14 protein-coding genes are annotated in these 15,286 nt (G+C 70.6%); 5 read left to right on the top strand and 9 right to left on the bottom strand.

The genetic code is table 11. The annotated features are described in order from the left end of the window. Position 1: 1 nt before the first annotated feature. The 3 genes from SOM08_RS13995 to SOM08_RS13985 are packed head-to-tail and all read right to left on the bottom strand — an operon-like array spanning position 2 to position 2,642. Positions 2–649 (bottom strand): 1-acyl-sn-glycerol-3-phosphate acyltransferase, encoded by a 648-nt coding sequence (locus SOM08_RS13995; RefSeq protein ID WP_322469133.1) that lies wholly within the window; start codon positions 647–649, stop codon positions 2–4. Then, positions 646–1,920: a phosphoribosylamine--glycine ligase gene (gene purD / locus SOM08_RS13990; protein ID WP_116957225.1), complete on the bottom strand. Its 1,275-nt coding sequence runs from the start codon at positions 1,918–1,920 to the stop codon at positions 646–648. Before purD ends, SOM08_RS13995 begins: the two co-directional genes overlap by 4 nt. Continuing rightward, entirely contained in the window at positions 1,917–2,642 is a 726-nt protein-coding gene (locus tag SOM08_RS13985; protein WP_070398304.1) for a YebC/PmpR family DNA-binding transcriptional regulator, read from the bottom strand. The genes purD and SOM08_RS13985 overlap by 4 nt, the downstream gene beginning before the upstream one ends. Positions 2,643–2,749: 107 nt before the next feature. Here SOM08_RS13985 and SOM08_RS13980 point away from each other — a divergent pair, with 107 nt between their 5' ends. Further along, entirely contained in the window at positions 2,750–4,291 is a 1,542-nt protein-coding gene (locus tag SOM08_RS13980) for a helicase HerA-like domain-containing protein (RefSeq protein WP_322469132.1), read from the top strand. A 56-nt stretch (positions 4,292–4,347) separates the two neighbouring features. Here SOM08_RS13980 and SOM08_RS13975 read toward each other — a convergent pair whose 3' ends face one another. From SOM08_RS13975 to SOM08_RS13960, 4 genes are all read right to left on the bottom strand, one after another. Next, positions 4,348–4,701, bottom strand: a complete 354-nt coding sequence (locus SOM08_RS13975) for a TraR/DksA family transcriptional regulator (protein WP_116957223.1) — start codon at positions 4,699–4,701, stop codon at positions 4,348–4,350. 173 nt (positions 4,702–4,874) lie between these two features. Continuing rightward, on the bottom strand, positions 4,875–7,211 hold the full coding sequence (clpA, locus tag SOM08_RS13970; protein ID WP_116957222.1) for an ATP-dependent Clp protease ATP-binding subunit ClpA: 2,337 nt from the start codon (positions 7,209–7,211) through the stop codon (positions 4,875–4,877). Between the two features lie 77 nt (positions 7,212–7,288). Further along, positions 7,289–7,645 (bottom strand): ATP-dependent Clp protease adapter ClpS, encoded by a 357-nt coding sequence (clpS, locus tag SOM08_RS13965; protein ID WP_070398300.1) that lies wholly within the window; start codon positions 7,643–7,645, stop codon positions 7,289–7,291. 178 nt (positions 7,646–7,823) lie between these two features. Beyond that, the gene (locus tag SOM08_RS13960) at positions 7,824–8,222 is read right to left on the bottom strand and encodes a ChaB family protein (RefSeq protein ID WP_116957220.1); all 399 of its coding nucleotides are present in this window, start codon (positions 8,220–8,222) and stop codon (positions 7,824–7,826) included. A gap of 144 nt (positions 8,223–8,366) precedes the next feature. On the opposite strand from SOM08_RS13960, the gene SOM08_RS13955 reads away from it, so the two are divergent. Further along, a complete protein-coding gene (locus SOM08_RS13955; protein WP_322469131.1) occupies positions 8,367–8,936 on the top strand; it encodes a DUF4142 domain-containing protein in 570 nt (189 codons plus the stop codon). Here the strand turns inward: SOM08_RS13955 and SOM08_RS13950 are convergent. Then, positions 8,931–9,425 (bottom strand): CBS domain-containing protein, encoded by a 495-nt coding sequence (locus SOM08_RS13950; RefSeq protein WP_116957218.1) that lies wholly within the window; start codon positions 9,423–9,425, stop codon positions 8,931–8,933. The genes SOM08_RS13955 and SOM08_RS13950 overlap by 6 nt on opposite strands. A gap of 255 nt (positions 9,426–9,680) precedes the next feature. Continuing rightward, positions 9,681–9,914 (bottom strand): hypothetical protein, encoded by a 234-nt coding sequence (locus SOM08_RS13945; protein ID WP_116957217.1) that lies wholly within the window; start codon positions 9,912–9,914, stop codon positions 9,681–9,683. Between the two features lie 104 nt (positions 9,915–10,018). Between SOM08_RS13945 and SOM08_RS13940 the strand changes: the two genes are divergently transcribed. From SOM08_RS13940 to SOM08_RS13930, 3 genes are all read left to right on the top strand, one after another. After that, on the top strand, positions 10,019–12,805 hold the full coding sequence (locus SOM08_RS13940; RefSeq protein WP_322469130.1) for an ATP-binding protein: 2,787 nt from the start codon (positions 10,019–10,021) through the stop codon (positions 12,803–12,805). 8 nt (positions 12,806–12,813) lie between these two features. After that, on the top strand, positions 12,814–13,668 hold the full coding sequence (locus SOM08_RS13935; RefSeq protein WP_322469129.1) for a YihY/virulence factor BrkB family protein: 855 nt from the start codon (positions 12,814–12,816) through the stop codon (positions 13,666–13,668). Between the two features lie 210 nt (positions 13,669–13,878). After that, on the top strand, positions 13,879–15,258 hold the full coding sequence (locus SOM08_RS13930) for a sigma-54-dependent transcriptional regulator (protein WP_116957214.1): 1,380 nt from the start codon (positions 13,879–13,881) through the stop codon (positions 15,256–15,258). The last annotated feature ends 28 nt before the right edge of the window (positions 15,259–15,286 follow it).

The following is a 15,286-nucleotide window of genomic DNA, read 5'->3' as shown; positions in this document are numbered from 1 at the left end:
CTCACACCGTATCAGGCTTGGGCAGGGCTTGCACCGGGCTGGCCTGCGCGGGGCGCAGGCCACGCACCCCGGCGAAGGCCTCGGCCAGGCAGGCGTAGTCGCGCGCGGCGTCGCCGCTCAGGCGCAGAAAGCCACACACCCTCACCTCCCGGCGACTGTAATCCAGGGCCACCAGCGCCAGCGGCACGTCGGCGTCCAGCGCCACGCGGTAGAAGCCGCTGCGCCAGCCCGGCGTGCGCCGTCGCGTGCCCTCGGGCGACAGCGCCAGCCACAGCAGTTCGTCGCGCGCCACGGCCTCGCGCATGGTGTGCACCATGGCGCCCACGGCGCCGCGCGGCGAACGGCGCTCGATGGGGATGCCGCCGAGCCAGCGCAGCCAACGGCCGAACAGCGGCACGTCGAACAGCGTGTCCTTGCCCCAAAAGCGCACCGGAATGCCGATGGCCCATTTGGCCAACACGCCCACCACGAAATCCCAGTTGCTGGTGTGCGGGTAGACGATGGCCACGCCCTGGCGGGCCGGGAAGCCGTCCTCGACGACGCGCCAGCCCGCCAGGCGCAGCAGCGCGTGCGCCAGGCGGGAGCCGCGAAAGCGCACCGCGTGGGGTGGCGGCAGCGGGACGGGCCCGTGCGGATCCGGGGCGATCAAAGCGCGCGAAAGCCGATGTCGCGGCGGCATTGCATGCCGTCGAAGGCGATCGCATCGACCACCTCATAGGCGCGGCGCTGCGCCTGCGCGACCGAGTCGGCCAGTGCGGTGACGCACAGCACGCGCCCGCCAGAGACCCGCACCGCCGCACCGTCCTGCGCGGTGCCGGCGTGGAACACCATGCGGTCGGCCTCGTCGGCGGGCAGGCCGGTGATGGCGTCGCCCTTGCGCGGGTCCAGCGGGTATCCGGCCGCGGCCATTACCACGCCCAGCGCGACACGCGGGTCCCAATCGAGTTGCACGCGATCGAGTTCGCCGCGCGTGGCGGCCAGCAGCACCTGCGCGAAGTTGCTGCGCAGCCGCATCATGATGGGCTGCGTTTCGGGGTCGCCCATGCGGCAGTTGAACTCCAGGGTCTTGACCGCACCGTCGGGCGTGATCATGAGGCCCGCATAGAGAAAGCCGGTGTAGGGGATGCCGTCGGCCTTCATGCCGCGCAGCGTGGGCAGGATCACCTCGTCCATGGCCCGCCGGTGCACGGCCGGCGTGACCACCGGCGCGGGCGAGTACGCCCCCATGCCGCCGGTATTGGGACCCTGGTCGGCGTCCTTCAGGCGCTTGTGGTCCTGGCTGGTGGCCAGCGCCAGGGCGTGCTCGCCGTCGCACAGCACGATGAAGCTGGCTTCCTCGCCCTGCAGGAACTCTTCGATGACCACGCGCGCGCCGCCTTCGTTGTGGGCCACGCCGAGCTTGTTGTCCAACAGCATGAAGTCGATGGCCTCGTGCGCCTCGGCCGCCGTCATGGCCACCACCACGCCCTTGCCGGCCGCCAGGCCGTCGGCCTTGACGACGATGGGCGCGCCCTTTGCGTCGACGTAGGCGTGGGCCTGGACCGGATCGGTGAAGGCCTGGTACTCGGCCGTGGGGATGCCGTGGCGCTGCATGAAGGCCTTGCTGAAGGCCTTGGAGCTTTCCAGCTGCGCGGCCTTCTGCGTGGGGCCGAAGATGGCCAGGCCGTGCGCGCGGAACTCGTCCACCACGCCCGCCGCCAGCGGCGCCTCGGGGCCCACCACGGTGAGCGCCACCCCATTGGCCTGCACCCATTCGCGCAGCGCCACCTTGTCGGTGATGGGCAGGTTGGTGAGCTGCGGGTCGCGCGCGGTGCCGGCGTTGCCGGGGGCCACGACCACCTGGTCCACACCCTCGGACTGCTTCAGGCGCCAGGCGAGCGCGTGTTCGCGGCCGCCGCCGCCGATGACAAGAACCTTCATTCCGAGATTTCAGCGTTGTGGTAGACGTTCTGCACGTCGTCCAGGTCTTCCAGGATGTCCAGCAGCTTCTGCATGCGCGCGGCGTCTTCGCCGGCCAGGGCCACGGTGTTTTCGGCGCGCATGGTCACCTCGGCGATCTCGGGCTTGAGGCCCTTGGCTTCGAGCGCGTCCTTCACGGCCTCGAAGTCGCCGGGCGCGGTCAGCACCTCGATGGCGCCGTCCTCGTCGGTGATGACGTCCTCGGCGCCGGCCTCCAGCGCCACCTCCATCACCGCGTCTTCCGAGGTGCCGGGCGCGAAGATGAGTTGGCCGCAGTGCTTGAACTGGAAGGCCACCGAGCCTTCGGTGCCCAGGTTGCCGCCGTACTTGCTGAAGGCATGGCGCACCTCGGCCACGGTGCGCACGCGGTTGTCGGTCATGGTGTCCAGGATCACCGCCGCGCCGCCGATGCCATAGCCCTCGTAGCGGATCTCCTCCAGCGACAGGCCTTCCAGCGTGCCCGAGGCCTTGTCCACGTTGTACTTGATGCGGTCGGCCGGCATGTTGGCCGCCTTGGCCTTCTCGATGGCCAGGCGCAGGCGCGGGTTCATGGCGGGGTCGCCGCCGCCGCTGCGCGCGGCCACCGTGATTTCACGGATCACGCGGGTCCAGATCTTCCCCCGCTTCTCGTCCTGGCGCCCCTTGCGGTGCTGGATGTTCGCCCATTTGCTGTGTCCGGCCATGGGAAGTCCTCGAAATGCCTGCTGGCTTTGATCTAATGAGCCCGCGATTTTACGATTGCGCCCCTTCCCGTCCCTTTGCGCCCCGCCCACCCCCTCAGGACCCCGCCATGGCCGACCCCCTGCTGATCGCCAAGAACGCCCACACCACCTGCCAGCTGCTGCCCGGCCTGGCCAACCGCCACGGCCTCATCACCGGCGCCACCGGCACGGGCAAGACGGTGACGCTGCAGGCCATGGCCGAAGGCTTCTCGCGCATTGGCGTGCCGGTGTTCATGGCCGACGTCAAGGGCGACCTGTGCGGCATCAGCCAGACCGGCAAGATCGGCGAGAAGATGGCCGGCGTGCTGGCCGAGCGCGGCATCGAACTGCCCCAGCCCACCGAATGCCCCACCACCCTGTGGGACGTGTTCGGCGAACAGGGCCACCCCGTGCGCGCCACCATCAGCGACATGGGCCCGCTGCTGCTGGCGCGCATGCTGAACCTGAACGACACGCAGTCCGGCGTGTTGAACCTGATCTTCAAGATCGCCGACGACAACGGCCTGCTGCTGCTCGACATGAAGGACCTGCGGGCCATGCTGCAGCACGTGGGCGACAACGCCAAGCAGTTCACCACCGAGTACGGCAACATCAGCGCCGCCTCCATCGGCGCCATCCAGCGCGGGCTGATGCAAGTCGAATCGCAGGGGGGCGACAAGTTCTTCGGCGAGCCCATGCTCGACATCGCCGACTTCATGCAGACCGTGGACGGCAAGGGGGTGATCAACATCCTCGCGGCCGACAGGCTGCTCAACGCGCCGCGCCTGTACGCCACCTTCCTGCTGTGGATGCTCTCGGAACTGTTCGAGACCCTGCCCGAGATCGGTGACCCCGACAAGCCCAAGCTGGTGTTCTTCTTCGACGAGGCGCACCTGCTGTTCGACGAAGCGCCCAAGGTCCTGGTCGAGCGCATCGAGCTCGTGGTGCGCCTGGTGCGCTCCAAGGGCGTGGGCGTGTACTTCGTGACGCAGAACCCGCTGGACATCCCCGACAGCGTGCTCGGCCAGCTCGGCAACCGCGTGCAGCACGCGCTGCGCGCCTTCACGCCGCGCGACCAGAAGGCGGTGAAATCCACCGCCCAGACCATGCGGCCCAAGGCCGGCTTGGACATCGAGGCCGCCATCACCGAACTCGCGGTGGGCGAGGCCCTGGTGAGCTTCCTCGACACCAAGGGCCGCCCCTGCGAAACCGAGCGCGCCTACGTGGTGCCGCCCGGCAGCCAGATCGGCCCCATCACGCCCGAGCAGCGGCGCGCCCTGATCCAGGACTCGCTGGTGGCCGGCACGTACGAGAAGCTGGTGGACCGCGAGAGCGCGTTCGAAATTTTCCGCGGGCGCGCCGGCGGTGGCGGCGAGGAAGCGGCCGAGGCAGCCGGGGGCAAGCCCGCCGTCAAGACCCCGCGCATCCCCGGCGCGGCCAAGGACGCGCCGGCCGCCGAGGAGAAGAGCGTCATCAACGAGGTGCTGTTCGGCCGCACCGGCCCGCGCGGCGGCCAGTACGACGGCCTGGTGCAGACCATGGCCAAGACCGCCGCCCGCACCGTGGCCAGCGGCCTGGGGCGGCAGATTCTGCGCGGGGTGCTGGGCGGGCTGCTGGGCGGCAAGCGCTGACCCCTGCCGCCGGCCAGCGCGCCCGGCGCGCGCCGGCTGAGCCCAATGGAGGCGCGCTACCCCAGCTCCGCCAGCAGCTCTTCGCCCCAGATCGACGAGGGCCCGGAACGCTCGCCGCGACGCCGGCCCTCCCCCATCAGCGCACACGCCGTGCACAGCGTCGCATGCGGTATCAGGGTGCGCCGGGTCAGGGCAATGGGCTGCGCGCACCACACGCAACAGCCCGGCGTGGGCTCGTCGAGACCCGCCATCGCGCTGTCGATGCGATCGACGGCTTCAAGGGTGTCGTCGGTTTCCAGGGCGGACAGATCACGCCGGTGCAAGCGGGCAATGAGCTGTTCGCGGCGGTGGTGCAACTGGGTGCGCAGATGCGCGCGCGCGTCGCTGGACAGGGGATCAGGAATGGACATGTCATCTCCTGAATGCGTTCGTTGAAGACTGACGCCGGACGCGCAGTCTAGACCTCCAATGCATGAGATGGCGGTGCACCCGTCACCTCACCGATGACGGAAACGTAACCAAAAAAAATGCCCCGCTTCCGCGGGGCATCTGAGGCAATGCAGGTGCCTGGCACCGGCCGGGTTCAGACCTCCGTCGCCTCCTCCGGCTTGGCCTTGCCTTCCTTCTTCGGCAGCGGCTGGATGTCCAGATCGACTTCCTGCGTTTCCTTGCCGTCTTCGCCGGTCTTGGTGACCAGGTCCACGGTGAGTCGACCACCTTCGGTGAGGCGGCCGAACAGCAGCTCGTCGGCCAGCGCACGGCGGATCGTGTCCTGGATTAGGCGCTGCATCGGGCGCGCGCCCATCAGCGGATCGAAGCCCTTCTTGGCCAGGTGCTGGCGCAGCGTGTCGGTGAAGGTCACTTCCACCTTCTTCTCGGCGAGCTGCGTTTCCAGCTGGAGCAGGAACTTGTCGACCACGCGCAGGATGATCTGCTCGTCCAGCGCCTTGAAGTTCACGATGGCGTCCAGGCGGTTGCGGAACTCGGGCGTGAACAGGCGCTTGATGTCGGCCATCTCGTCGCCCGCGGCGCGCGGGTTGGTGAAGCCGATGGTGGCCTTGTTCATGGTCTCGGCCCCCGCGTTGGTGGTCATGATGATGATCACGTTGCGGAAGTCGGCCTTGCGTCCGTTGTTGTCGGTCAGCGTGCCGTGGTCCATCACTTGCAGCAGCACGTTGAAGATGTCCGGGTGCGCCTTCTCGATCTCGTCAAGCAGCAGCACGCAGTGCGGCTTCTTGGTGATGGCCTCGGTCAGCAGGCCGCCCTGGTCGAAGCCCACGTAGCCCGGAGGCGCGCCGATCAGTCGGCTCACCGCGTGGCGCTCCATGTACTCGGACATGTCGAAGCGGATCAGCTCGATGCCCATGATGTAGGCGAGCTGCTTGGCCGCTTCGGTCTTGCCCACGCCGGTGGGACCGCTGAACAGGAAGGCGCCGATCGGCTTGTCCGCCTTGCCCAGGCCCGAGCGCGCCATCTTCACGCTGGCGGCGAGCACCTCCAGCGCCTTGTCCTGGCCGAACACCACGCTCTTGAGGTCGCGCTCCAGCGTCTGCAGCTTGCCGCGGTCGTCGTTGGACACGTTCGCGGGCGGGATGCGCGCGATCTTGGCCACGATCTCCTCGACCTCGCTCTTGGAGATGGTTTTCTTGCGCTTGGACGCCGGCAGGATGCGCTGCGCCGCGCCGGCCTCGTCGATCACGTCGATGGCCTTGTCGGGCAGGTGGCGGTCGTTGATGTACTTGGCGGACAGCTCGGCCGCGGCCTGCAGGGCCGCCACGGCGTACTTGACGTTGTGGTGCTCCTCGAAGCGCGATTTCAGGCCCTTGAGGATGTCCACCGTCTGCTCGACCGTGGGCTCGACCACGTCGACCTTCTGGAAGCGCCGCGACAGGGCCGCGTCCTTCTCGAAGATGCCGCGGTACTCGGCGAAGGTGGTCGCGCCGATGCACTTGAGCTGGCCGCTGGACAGCGCCGGCTTGAGCAGGTTGGACGCGTCCAGCGTGCCGCCCGAGGCCGCGCCGGCCCCGATCAGGGTGTGGATCTCGTCGATGAACAGGATCGCGTTGGGCTTGTCCTTGAGCGACTTGAGCACGCCTTTGAGGCGCTGCTCGAAATCGCCGCGGTACTTGGTGCCGGCCAGCAGCGCGCCCATGTCCAGCGAGTACACGTTGGACTCGGCCAGGATCTCCGGCACGTCGCCCTGGGTGATGCGCCAGGCCAGGCCCTCGGCGATGGCCGTCTTGCCCACGCCGGCCTCACCCACCAGCAGCGGGTTGTTCTTGCGGCGGCGGCACAGGATCTGGATGACGCGCTCGACCTCGTACTCACGGCCGATGAGCGGGTCGATCTTGCCGTCCTTGGCCATCTGGTTCAGGTTCTGGGTGAACTGCTCCAGCGGCGAGGCCTTCTCGTTGCCCTTGGCTTCGGTGGCCTCTTCGTTCTCGGCGGCGCTCTCGTTCGACTTGGTCGGCTCGGGCGGGTCGCTCTTGCGGATGCCGTGGGCGATGAAATTCACCACGTCCAGGCGGGTGACGCCCTGCTGGTGCAGGTAGTACACGGCGTGCGAGTCCTTTTCGCCGAAGATGGCCACGAGCACGTTGGCGCCGGTGACTTCCTTCTTGCCGTTGCCGGTGGACTGCACGTGCATGATGGCGCGCTGGATCACGCGCTGGAAACCCAGGGTGGGCTGGGTGTCGACCTCGTCGGTGCCGGCCACCTGCGGGGTGTTGTCCTTGATGAAGTTGGTCAAGGACTTGCGCAGGTCGTCGATGTTGGCCGAGCAGGCGCGCAAGACCTCGGCGGCGCTGGGGTTGTCGAGCAGGGCCAGCAGCAGGTGTTCCACCGTGATGAATTCGTGCCGCTGCTGCCTGGCCTCAACGAAGGCCATGTGCAAGCTGACTTCAAGTTCCTGGGCAATCATGTGGCACGTCCTTTGTGCTGGGGGTCGGAATACGCGTCCTGAGACGAATGTAGGGTCTAGATGGGGAGCTTGAACGCTTATTCAACAGGTTCGCTCAAGCATTGCAAGGGGTGACCCGCCGAGCGGGCGGCCTGCAGCACCTGATCTACCTTGGTGCTGGCCACGTCGCGCGAATACACGCCGCAAACCCCTTTTCCCTCCAGGTGAATCTTCAGCATGATCTGGGTGGCCGTTTCACGGTCCTTGCTGAAGTACTCCTGGATGACCTGCACGACGAATTCCATGGGGGTGAAGTCGTCGTTGAGCAGCACCACCTGGTACATCTGGGGCGGCTGGACGCGTTGGGTGCGCCGTTCCAGCACGACCGCATCGTCGCTGCCCGTCGCGGGCGGGGCCGCCGGGGTCTCTGGTTTCTTGGGTATCTGCGAAGCCATGAAATTCATTCTAGCGAGCGCACCGCGCCCCCGATGGCATCCGGGACACAGCCCATTGGCCGGGCAACGGATACCGCCAGGGGCTATTGTGCGATCAGGCCGTGCAGCCTAGGCGCCAAGCAGCGCACGCAAAACCGGCCCAATTCCGCCCATTGGGCGCTGGCGCCGCTGGCGCGGCTCAGGGTTTTTGCTGGTCGCCGATCGCTTTGGCCAGTTCGGCCTTGCGCATGGTGGAGCGGCCCCGGATGCCCAGGGCGGCGGCGCGCCGGTACAGCTCGGCCCGGGTGTGGCCGATGCCGTCGACGCCCCCGTAGGTCTCGCCCCGGTTGCGGCGGGCGGCCGAGCGCGGGCCGGCCGATCGCGGGTCCGAGGGGCCCTTGCGCCGCTTGGCCACCCAGCGGTCGTCCACCTTTTCAAAGCCGCGCTTGAGCGTGGCGAAGGCGGTTCGGCTGGCGCGCTCGCCCGGGCCGTATTGCTGCTCGGCGCTGAGCAGGGTCTTGGCGTAGGTGCGCTGGGCCTTGGGGGAGGAGCGCTCCAGCGTGGCGGGCAGATCGACAGCGGCACGGGACTTTTTCATGGGGACTCCTGCATCGCGGGGTGGAAGGGCCCGCGCCGGTGGGGCGGCAAGGTCTGTGCCCGCCCGCCGCCGTGGCGTAAGCGCCGTGGCACAGGCACCCGGCTTGCCGCCCGCGGGGCCCTTTCGTTCACCGGAGATTCCGCCATGACCCGACTTCATCGCCGCCGCGCCATCGCACTCGCCACGCTGCCCCTGCTCTCGCTGCCGTCCTGGGCGCAGACGGGCGCCTCGCCCAGCCCGCCGCCGGCCGACGCGCGCGCCAGCCGGGCCGACAGCGGCTTCATGGAACAGGCCGCGCAGAACGGCCACGCCGAGATCGAGGCTAGCCGCCTGGCCGTGCAGAAAGCCAGCGACCCGCAGGTCCAGCGCTTCGCGCAGACCATGGTGGAAGAACACACCCGACTGGCCGAAGAGCTCGCCACCCTGGCCCGCGCCAAGGGCGTGGAACTGCCGCGCGAGGCCTCCATGCTGCAGCGCGGCCGGCTCAAGCTGCTGTCCACCTCGCAGGGCGATACCTTTCACCGCCGCTACGTCGAGGCGTTCGGCATCGATGCCCACGAAGACACCATCAAGCTGTTCGACAAGGCCGCCGCCCGGGCCGACGACCCGGACGTCAAGGCCTTCGCTTCGCGCGGCCTGCCCGGCCTGCGGCGCCACCTGACGATGGCGAAGGAACTGCCCCCGCCCAGGGGCAGCGCCTCCAAAGGTTCATGAGCGTCGCCCGGCGGCGTCGGCGCCGCCGCCCGCCGGGCCACTGGCCTGCGACAGGCCGCCGCGCTCCGGCTGTGCGGGCCGCGAGATGTCCCGCAGGGCCTGGGCGGCGTCGCCGGGGCCGGCCTTCACCGCCACGTCGCCCAAGGACAGGAGGCCCACCAGGCGCTTGTCGTGGTCCACCACCGGCAGGCGACGGATTTGCGCGTCGCACATCAGCTGGGCGGCTTCTTCGATGGACTGGTCCTCGTAGCACCACTGCACATGCGGGCTCATCACCTCGCTCAGGGTGGTGCGCTCGGGCGCCAGCCCCTGGGCCACGCCACGCACCACGAGGTCGCGGTCGGTCACCATGCCGAGCAGGCGCTGGCCATCGCACACGGGGAGGGAGCCGATTTCCATCTCTTCCATGGCCTGGGCGGCCAGGCGCAGGGTGTCTTGCGGCGACAGGGTGCGCACGCCACGGGTCATCACTTCACTGACTTGGTTCATGGGGAGGTCCTTTCCAAAGGGGTTGAGGGAGGGAGGTGCCGCCCGCTGGCAAGCGGCGCGCCCAGGGCGCCCCCGCCACCGGGCACGCCCTTTGCCGGCCCGGCCTCACCATGCCGCCCACACCGCCTCCGCCACCCGTGCAGCCCCCTGCGCCACCGCCCCTCACCGATCCCGTGCCGCCGCCGATGGGCGATCCGCCGCCCGCGCCGCCGGTGCCCGGCCCGACCGAGCCGCCGCCGCCGGCGCGCGGTCGCCTCAGCCGCGCGGCGGCCCACCCGCCCTGATCGCCTCCGGCGACGGCGGCCGGGTGTCGAGCAGATCCACGCTGGCGCCGGGGTCTTCCTCGCCCACCGCCGAGCGGGCCGCCCAGTCCGCGTCGCCCGGTGGCGCCACCCGGGCCGCCGTGTCGCGTCCCGGCCTCGCCAGCAGACCGGCCATCTGGCGCAGGGCGCGTTGCCACAGGGAGAGGGTCGGGGTGGTGCGTTCCATCGCAACGTCCTTTTCGCATGGAGCCGGCGGCCGCCGCGAACGTTCCTTTCCCGGCGCCGGCACCGATGACCGGGCGCCCACGCTTTCTTCTGGATACGGACACCATGAACCAATGGCGCTACGGTAAGGAAATGTCGAATGCGCAACGGTATGCCATCGCCCTGGTGATCGCCCTGCTGGCCGGCGCGCTCCATTGGCTGCTGTGGCCGTCGGTGGGCGCTCTGCGGCCCTTCGTGTTCTACCTGCCGGCGGCTGCCGTGGCGGCCGCCGCGCTGGGCCCGGGGCCCGGCGTGCTCTTGCTGCTGGCCGGGGCCATCGGCACCGGCTGGCCCCTGGCCGCGCTGGACGCCTGGACCAGCCCCAACGGCGCCGACCCGATGCGACTGGCGCTCTACCTGCTGCTGGGCGGGCTGTTGGTCGGCCTGGGGGGGTCGCTGCGCATCACGCGGGCGCGTGCGGCCCTGGCGGAAGACCGGCTCTCCATGGCCATCGAGGGCACGGGCATCGGCGTGTTCGACATCGACCTCGTGGAGCGGACCGTGCGGGCCTCGGCCGTGCTGGCCCGGCTGGCCGGCGCGCCGGTGTCGAATGGGGCCGTGCCCCTGGACGACTGGACCGCGCGCATCCCGCCCCACCTGCTGGCCGACAGCCGCGAGCACATCAAGCGGCGATTGAAAGAGGGCGCGGCCTACTACGAGCGCGAACTGAGCGTGCCCTCGGCCGACGGCGCGCCGCCCCGGCAGCTGCTGCTGCGCGTGCACGTCGTCTGGCGCGGCCAGCGCGCGGTGCGCCTGCGCGGCGCCTGCGTGGACGTCACCGAGCGCAAACGGGTCGACGCCCAGCTGGAGGCCGCGCGCGAACAGCTCAGCCAGCAGGTCGATGACCTGAACCACCTGCACGAACTGAGCACGCAACTGCTGGAGACGCCGCAGCTCGCGCGGCAGCTGCGCATGATCCTGGCCGCCCTGGTGCACTTCCACGGCGCGCGCCGTGGCATGGTCGCGCTGTGCGAGCCCGGCGCGGACGGCCTGCGCGTCGAGGCCAGCCTGGGCTTCGACGATGCCGCGCTCGCCATGGCCGAGGGCCTGAGCACCGGCGCCTGCGCCGAGGCCTGCCGCCAGGGCGCGCGCGTGGTGGTGGAAGACACCCGCGCCAGCGAGACCTTCAAGGCCTGCCGCGACTTCTTCGAGACCCAGGCGATCCGCGCGGTCCACAGCACGCCCCTGATCAGCTCCCAGGGCCAGGTGCTGGGGGCCATCACCGTGCACCTGGACGAATCGCGCCCACCCACCGAGCGCGAGCACCGCCTGGCCGACATCTGCGCCCGCAAGGCCGCCATGTTCACCGAACGCGCGCACACCCGGGACGAGCTGCTCGCCACGCAGGGGCGCTTCGAGGCCGTGCTCACGTCTTCCGGCGCGCCCTTCGTCATCCTGCGACCCGTGCGGCAGGGCGAGCGCATCGTCGACTTTCTGTGGGTCTACCTCAACCGCGCGGCCGCGCAGGCGCTGGACTGCGCGCCGGGCGAGGTGGTGGGCCAGCGCGTGCTGCAGAACGCCAGCTGCCGCTGGATGGGCCACCCCGCCTTCAGCTACTGCGTCACCGCCATCGAATCGGCCCACACCTGCGAGTTCGACGCCGTCGACCACGCGGGCGCCGAGCCGCGCTGGCTGCACTGCATCGCCTCGCCCATTCCCGACGGCCTGGGCGTGTGGTTCACCGACATCTCCGAGCGCATGCGCAACGAACAGCTGCTGCGCGACAGCGACCGCCGCAAGGACGAGTTCCTGGCCACGCTCGCGCACGAGCTGCGCAACCCGCTCGCGCCGATCCGCCAGGCCACGCTGCTGGCCATGTCGCCACACGCCAGCGAGGAGCAGAAACGCTGGAGCTGCGAGGTCATCGACCGCCAGGTCTCGCACATGGCCCTGCTGCTGGACGATCTGCTCGACGTCTCGCGCATCACGCGCGGCGCGCTGGCCCTGCGCCGCTCGCCGACCGACCTGGCTGGCGTGCTGGCCTCGGCGGCGGAAACGGCCCGCCCGCTGATCGACGCCAAGGGCCACCAGCTGCTGAGCTTCGTCGACGAGCGGCCCACCGTGTTCGACGCCGACCCCCTGCGCCTGGCGCAGGTGGTGGGCAACCTGCTCACCAACGCCGCCAAGTACACCGACCCGGGCGGCACCATCGAGTTGCACGCCGGCCAGCGCGGCGACGCCATCGTCATCGAAGTGCGCGACAACGGCATCGGCATCCCGCCCGACTCCATCCCCGAGGCCTTCCGCATGTTCGCCCAGCTGCACCACGCGGGCGAGCGCACCAGCGGCGGGCTGGGCATCGGCCTGGCCATGTCCAAGGGGCTGGTGGAGCTGCACGGCGGCACGCTCACGGCCGCCAGCGACGGTGTCGGCCAGGGCAGCGTGTTCACCGTCCGCCTGCCGGCGGGCCAGGCCTCTGTGCCGGCGCCGGCCGGGGGCGACGAGCCGGCCACGCGCGAGCGGCGGCGCCTGCGCGTGCTCATCGCCGACGACAACCGCGACGCCTCCGACACCCTGGCGGCCCTGCTGCACGCCGACGGCCACGAAGTGCACATGGCCTACGACGGCGACGAGGCCGTGGCCCGGTGGCGCGAGGAGCGCCCCGACGTCTGCCTGCTCGACATCGGCATGCCCGGGCGCACCGGCCACCAGGTGGCGCGCGAGATCCGCCGCTCGCCCGGGGGCGGGAACACGCTGCTGGTGGCCGTCACCGGCTGGAGCCAGCTGCACGACCGCGAGCTCGCGCTGGAGGCCGGCTTCGACCTGCACCTGACCAAACCCGTGAGCCCGCTGCAGATCAGCCACCTGCTCGACCACCAGCGCAGGCCTGCGGCCACGGCCGCCGCGCCGTGAGGCCGGCGATGCGCGCCGCCTGGTCCTTCCTGCGCGAGGTCTACGCCGCCTGGCGCGAGGACGGCGCCACCAGCATGGGTGCGGCCATCGCCTATTACGCGCTGTTCTCCGCCGCCCCCTTGCTGCTGATCGCGGTCTCGGTGGCCGGCCTGTTCTTCGGCGAGCGGGCGGCCACCGGCGAACTCACGCACCGCCTCGCGCCGCTCATCGGCGAAGCCTCTGCGCGCTCGGTGCAATCGGTGCTGCAAGCCCTGCACCGGCCCGAGGCGGGGTGGGCGGGCCTGGCCGGTGGGGCCGCCCTGCTGTTCGGCGCTACCACCGTGCTGGCCGAGCTGCAGTCGGCGCTGGACCGCATCTGGCGCAGCGAATCCTTGCCGCCGCCGCCCTGGTGGGTGGGTCTGCGCGCGCGGGCGCTCGCCGTCGTGGCCATCCTGGCCTGCGGCCTGCTGCTGATGGGCTCCATCGCGCTGAGCGCGGCGCTGGCCGCGGCCACCACCTGGTGGTGGCCGGCCTGGCTCGCGCCCGGACTGCCGGGGCTGGCCGAGGCCTTCAACTTCGCCCTCAGCCTGGCGCTCATGACCGCCGTGTTCGCCGCGCTCTACAAAGGCATGCCGCGCCTGAGCCTGCCCTGGCGCGACATCTGGCTGGGCGCGGCCGTGGCGGCCCTGCTGTTCTCGCTCGGCAAGACCGCGCTGGGCTGGTACATCGGCGGCAGCGCCGTGCTCTCCGCCTTTGGCGCGGCGGCCTCGCTGGTGGCGCTGCTGATGTGGGTGTACTTCTGCGCCCAGGTCTTTCTCATCGGCGCCGAGTTCACCTGCGTGTCCGCGCGCCGGCGCGGGCAGCGCGCGCCGCGGGGCGATTGAGCGGGTCGGGCCCCCGATGGCCGCCCGCGCCGGCCCGACCGTCCGTCGGCCGCTCGCGTGTCATGGCCGGTTTCCGCCGGGAACCAGGCCGCGGGGGGCAAGCCACGTGCCCGGCGCGCACACATATCGAAACAGACGCTGGCCCCTGCGGCGCCCATGATGGCCGGTCCAGTCCCGTGACAGCCAAGACCACCAGGGAGAACGCCACGAATGAACCATGTGCTGATCGTCGATGACGACACCGACTCCGCCACCACGCTGCGCGAACTCGTGCGCGCCGACCGCTTCTCGGTGGCCGTCGCCCACACCCTGCGCGACGCGCGCCGCCAGATCGCCCTGCAGCCACCGGACCTGGTGCTGCTCGACCTGCAGCTGCCCGATGGCAACGGCCTCGATCTGTTCTCCGACCCTCAGCTGATCAACGACTCCGACATCGTGCTCGTCACCGGCCACGCGAGCCTGGACTCGTCCATCGAAGCCATGCGCCGCGGCGCGGCCGACTACCTGGTCAAGCCCATCGCCATGCAGCAGCTGCAGCGCGTGCTCACGCGCTGCGGTGCCCGGGCCGCCGGGGAGGCCGCGGCGGCGCCGGTCCCCGCGCCGCGCGACCCCGCCGCCGACGGCGGCCGCTTCGGCCTGCTGTGGGGCCAGAGCCCCGCCATGCGCCGCGTCTACGAGCAGATCCACCGCGTCGCGCCCACCTCGGTCACGGTGCTGATCACCGGCGAAAGCGGCAGCGGCAAGGAACTGGTGGCGCAGACCGTGCACGGCTTCAGCCGCCGCCACGCCGGCCCCTTCCTCGCGGTGAACTGCGGCGCCATCTCGCCCCACCTCATGGAAAGCGAGATCTTCGGCCACGAGAAAGGCAGCTTCACCGGCGCCGACCGCCAGCACCTGGGCTTCTTCGAGCGCGCCTGTGGCGGCACCCTGTTCCTCGACGAGATCACCGAGATGCCGCTGGACCTGCAGGTCAAGCTGCTGCGCGTGCTGGAAACCCACCGCTTCATGCGCGTGGGCTCCACGCAGAGCCTGCAGACCGACGTGCGCATCATCGCCGCCACCAACCGCGTCCCGCACGAGGCCGTGGCCCAGGGCAAGCTGCGCGAGGACCTGCTCTACCGCCTGGCGGTCTTCCCCATCGAACTGCCGCCGCTGCGCGAGCGCCTGGACGACGTGCCCCTGCTCGCGCGGCACTTCCTGGAAGACATCTCGCGCCGCGAAGGCCGGGTCCGGCGCTTCGACGCCTCGGCCCTGCGCCAGCTCGCGGCCTACCCCTGGCCCGGCAACGTGCGCGAGCTGCGCAATGCCGTGCACCGCGCCTATGTCATGGCCGACGGCGAGTCCATCGACGCGCAGTGGCTGCCCCTGCCCGCCGCCGAAGCGGCCCCCGCCCTGTCCGGCCCAGGGGCGTCCGCCATCACGCTGCCGGTCGGCGTGTCGATGGCGCAGGCCGAGCGCCTGCTGATCGAGGCCACGCTGAACGACTGCCAACAGCAGAAGGAGCGCACGGCCGCCGTGCTGGGCATCAGCCTGAAGACGCTCTACAACCGGCTCAAGGAATACGCGGGCGAGCCACCGGCGCGGCACTGAACGCGCGGCACTGAACGGGCTGCCCGGC

It is taken from the genome of Hydrogenophaga sp. SNF1 (assembly GCF_034421675.1).
GTDB lineage: Bacteria > Pseudomonadota > Gammaproteobacteria > Burkholderiales > Burkholderiaceae_C > Hydrogenophaga > Hydrogenophaga borbori.
Note: the sequence above shows the minus strand (reverse complement) of the source record. Positions and strands in the feature narration are given on the sequence as shown.

Bases quoted from the DNA above. Each gene is read 5' to 3' on its own strand.
- purD (WP_116957225.1), bottom strand. From the start codon at position 1,920: ATGAAGGTTCTTGTCATCGGCGGCGGCGGCCGCGAACACGCGCTCGCC.
- SOM08_RS13985 (WP_070398304.1), bottom strand. From the start codon at position 2,642: ATGGCCGGACACAGCAAATGGGCGAACATCCAGCACCGCAAGGGGCGC.
- SOM08_RS13980 (WP_322469132.1), top strand. From the start codon at position 2,750: ATGGCCGACCCCCTGCTGATCGCCAAGAACGCCCACACCACCTGCCAG.
- SOM08_RS13975 (WP_116957223.1), bottom strand. From the start codon at position 4,701: ATGTCCATTCCTGATCCCCTGTCCAGCGACGCGCGCGCGCATCTGCGC.
- clpA (WP_116957222.1), bottom strand. From the start codon at position 7,211: ATGATTGCCCAGGAACTTGAAGTCAGCTTGCACATGGCCTTCGTTGAG.
- clpS (WP_070398300.1), bottom strand. From the start codon at position 7,645: ATGGCTTCGCAGATACCCAAGAAACCAGAGACCCCGGCGGCCCCGCCC.
- SOM08_RS13960 (WP_116957220.1), bottom strand. From the start codon at position 8,222: ATGAAAAAGTCCCGTGCCGCTGTCGATCTGCCCGCCACGCTGGAGCGC.
- SOM08_RS13955 (WP_322469131.1), top strand. From the start codon at position 8,367: ATGACCCGACTTCATCGCCGCCGCGCCATCGCACTCGCCACGCTGCCC.
- SOM08_RS13950 (WP_116957218.1), bottom strand. From the start codon at position 9,425: ATGAACCAAGTCAGTGAAGTGATGACCCGTGGCGTGCGCACCCTGTCG.
- SOM08_RS13945 (WP_116957217.1), bottom strand. From the start codon at position 9,914: ATGGAACGCACCACCCCGACCCTCTCCCTGTGGCAACGCGCCCTGCGC.
- SOM08_RS13940 (WP_322469130.1), top strand. From the start codon at position 10,019: ATGAACCAATGGCGCTACGGTAAGGAAATGTCGAATGCGCAACGGTAT.
- SOM08_RS13935 (WP_322469129.1), top strand. From the start codon at position 12,814: ATGCGCGCCGCCTGGTCCTTCCTGCGCGAGGTCTACGCCGCCTGGCGC.
- SOM08_RS13930 (WP_116957214.1), top strand. From the start codon at position 13,879: ATGAACCATGTGCTGATCGTCGATGACGACACCGACTCCGCCACCACG.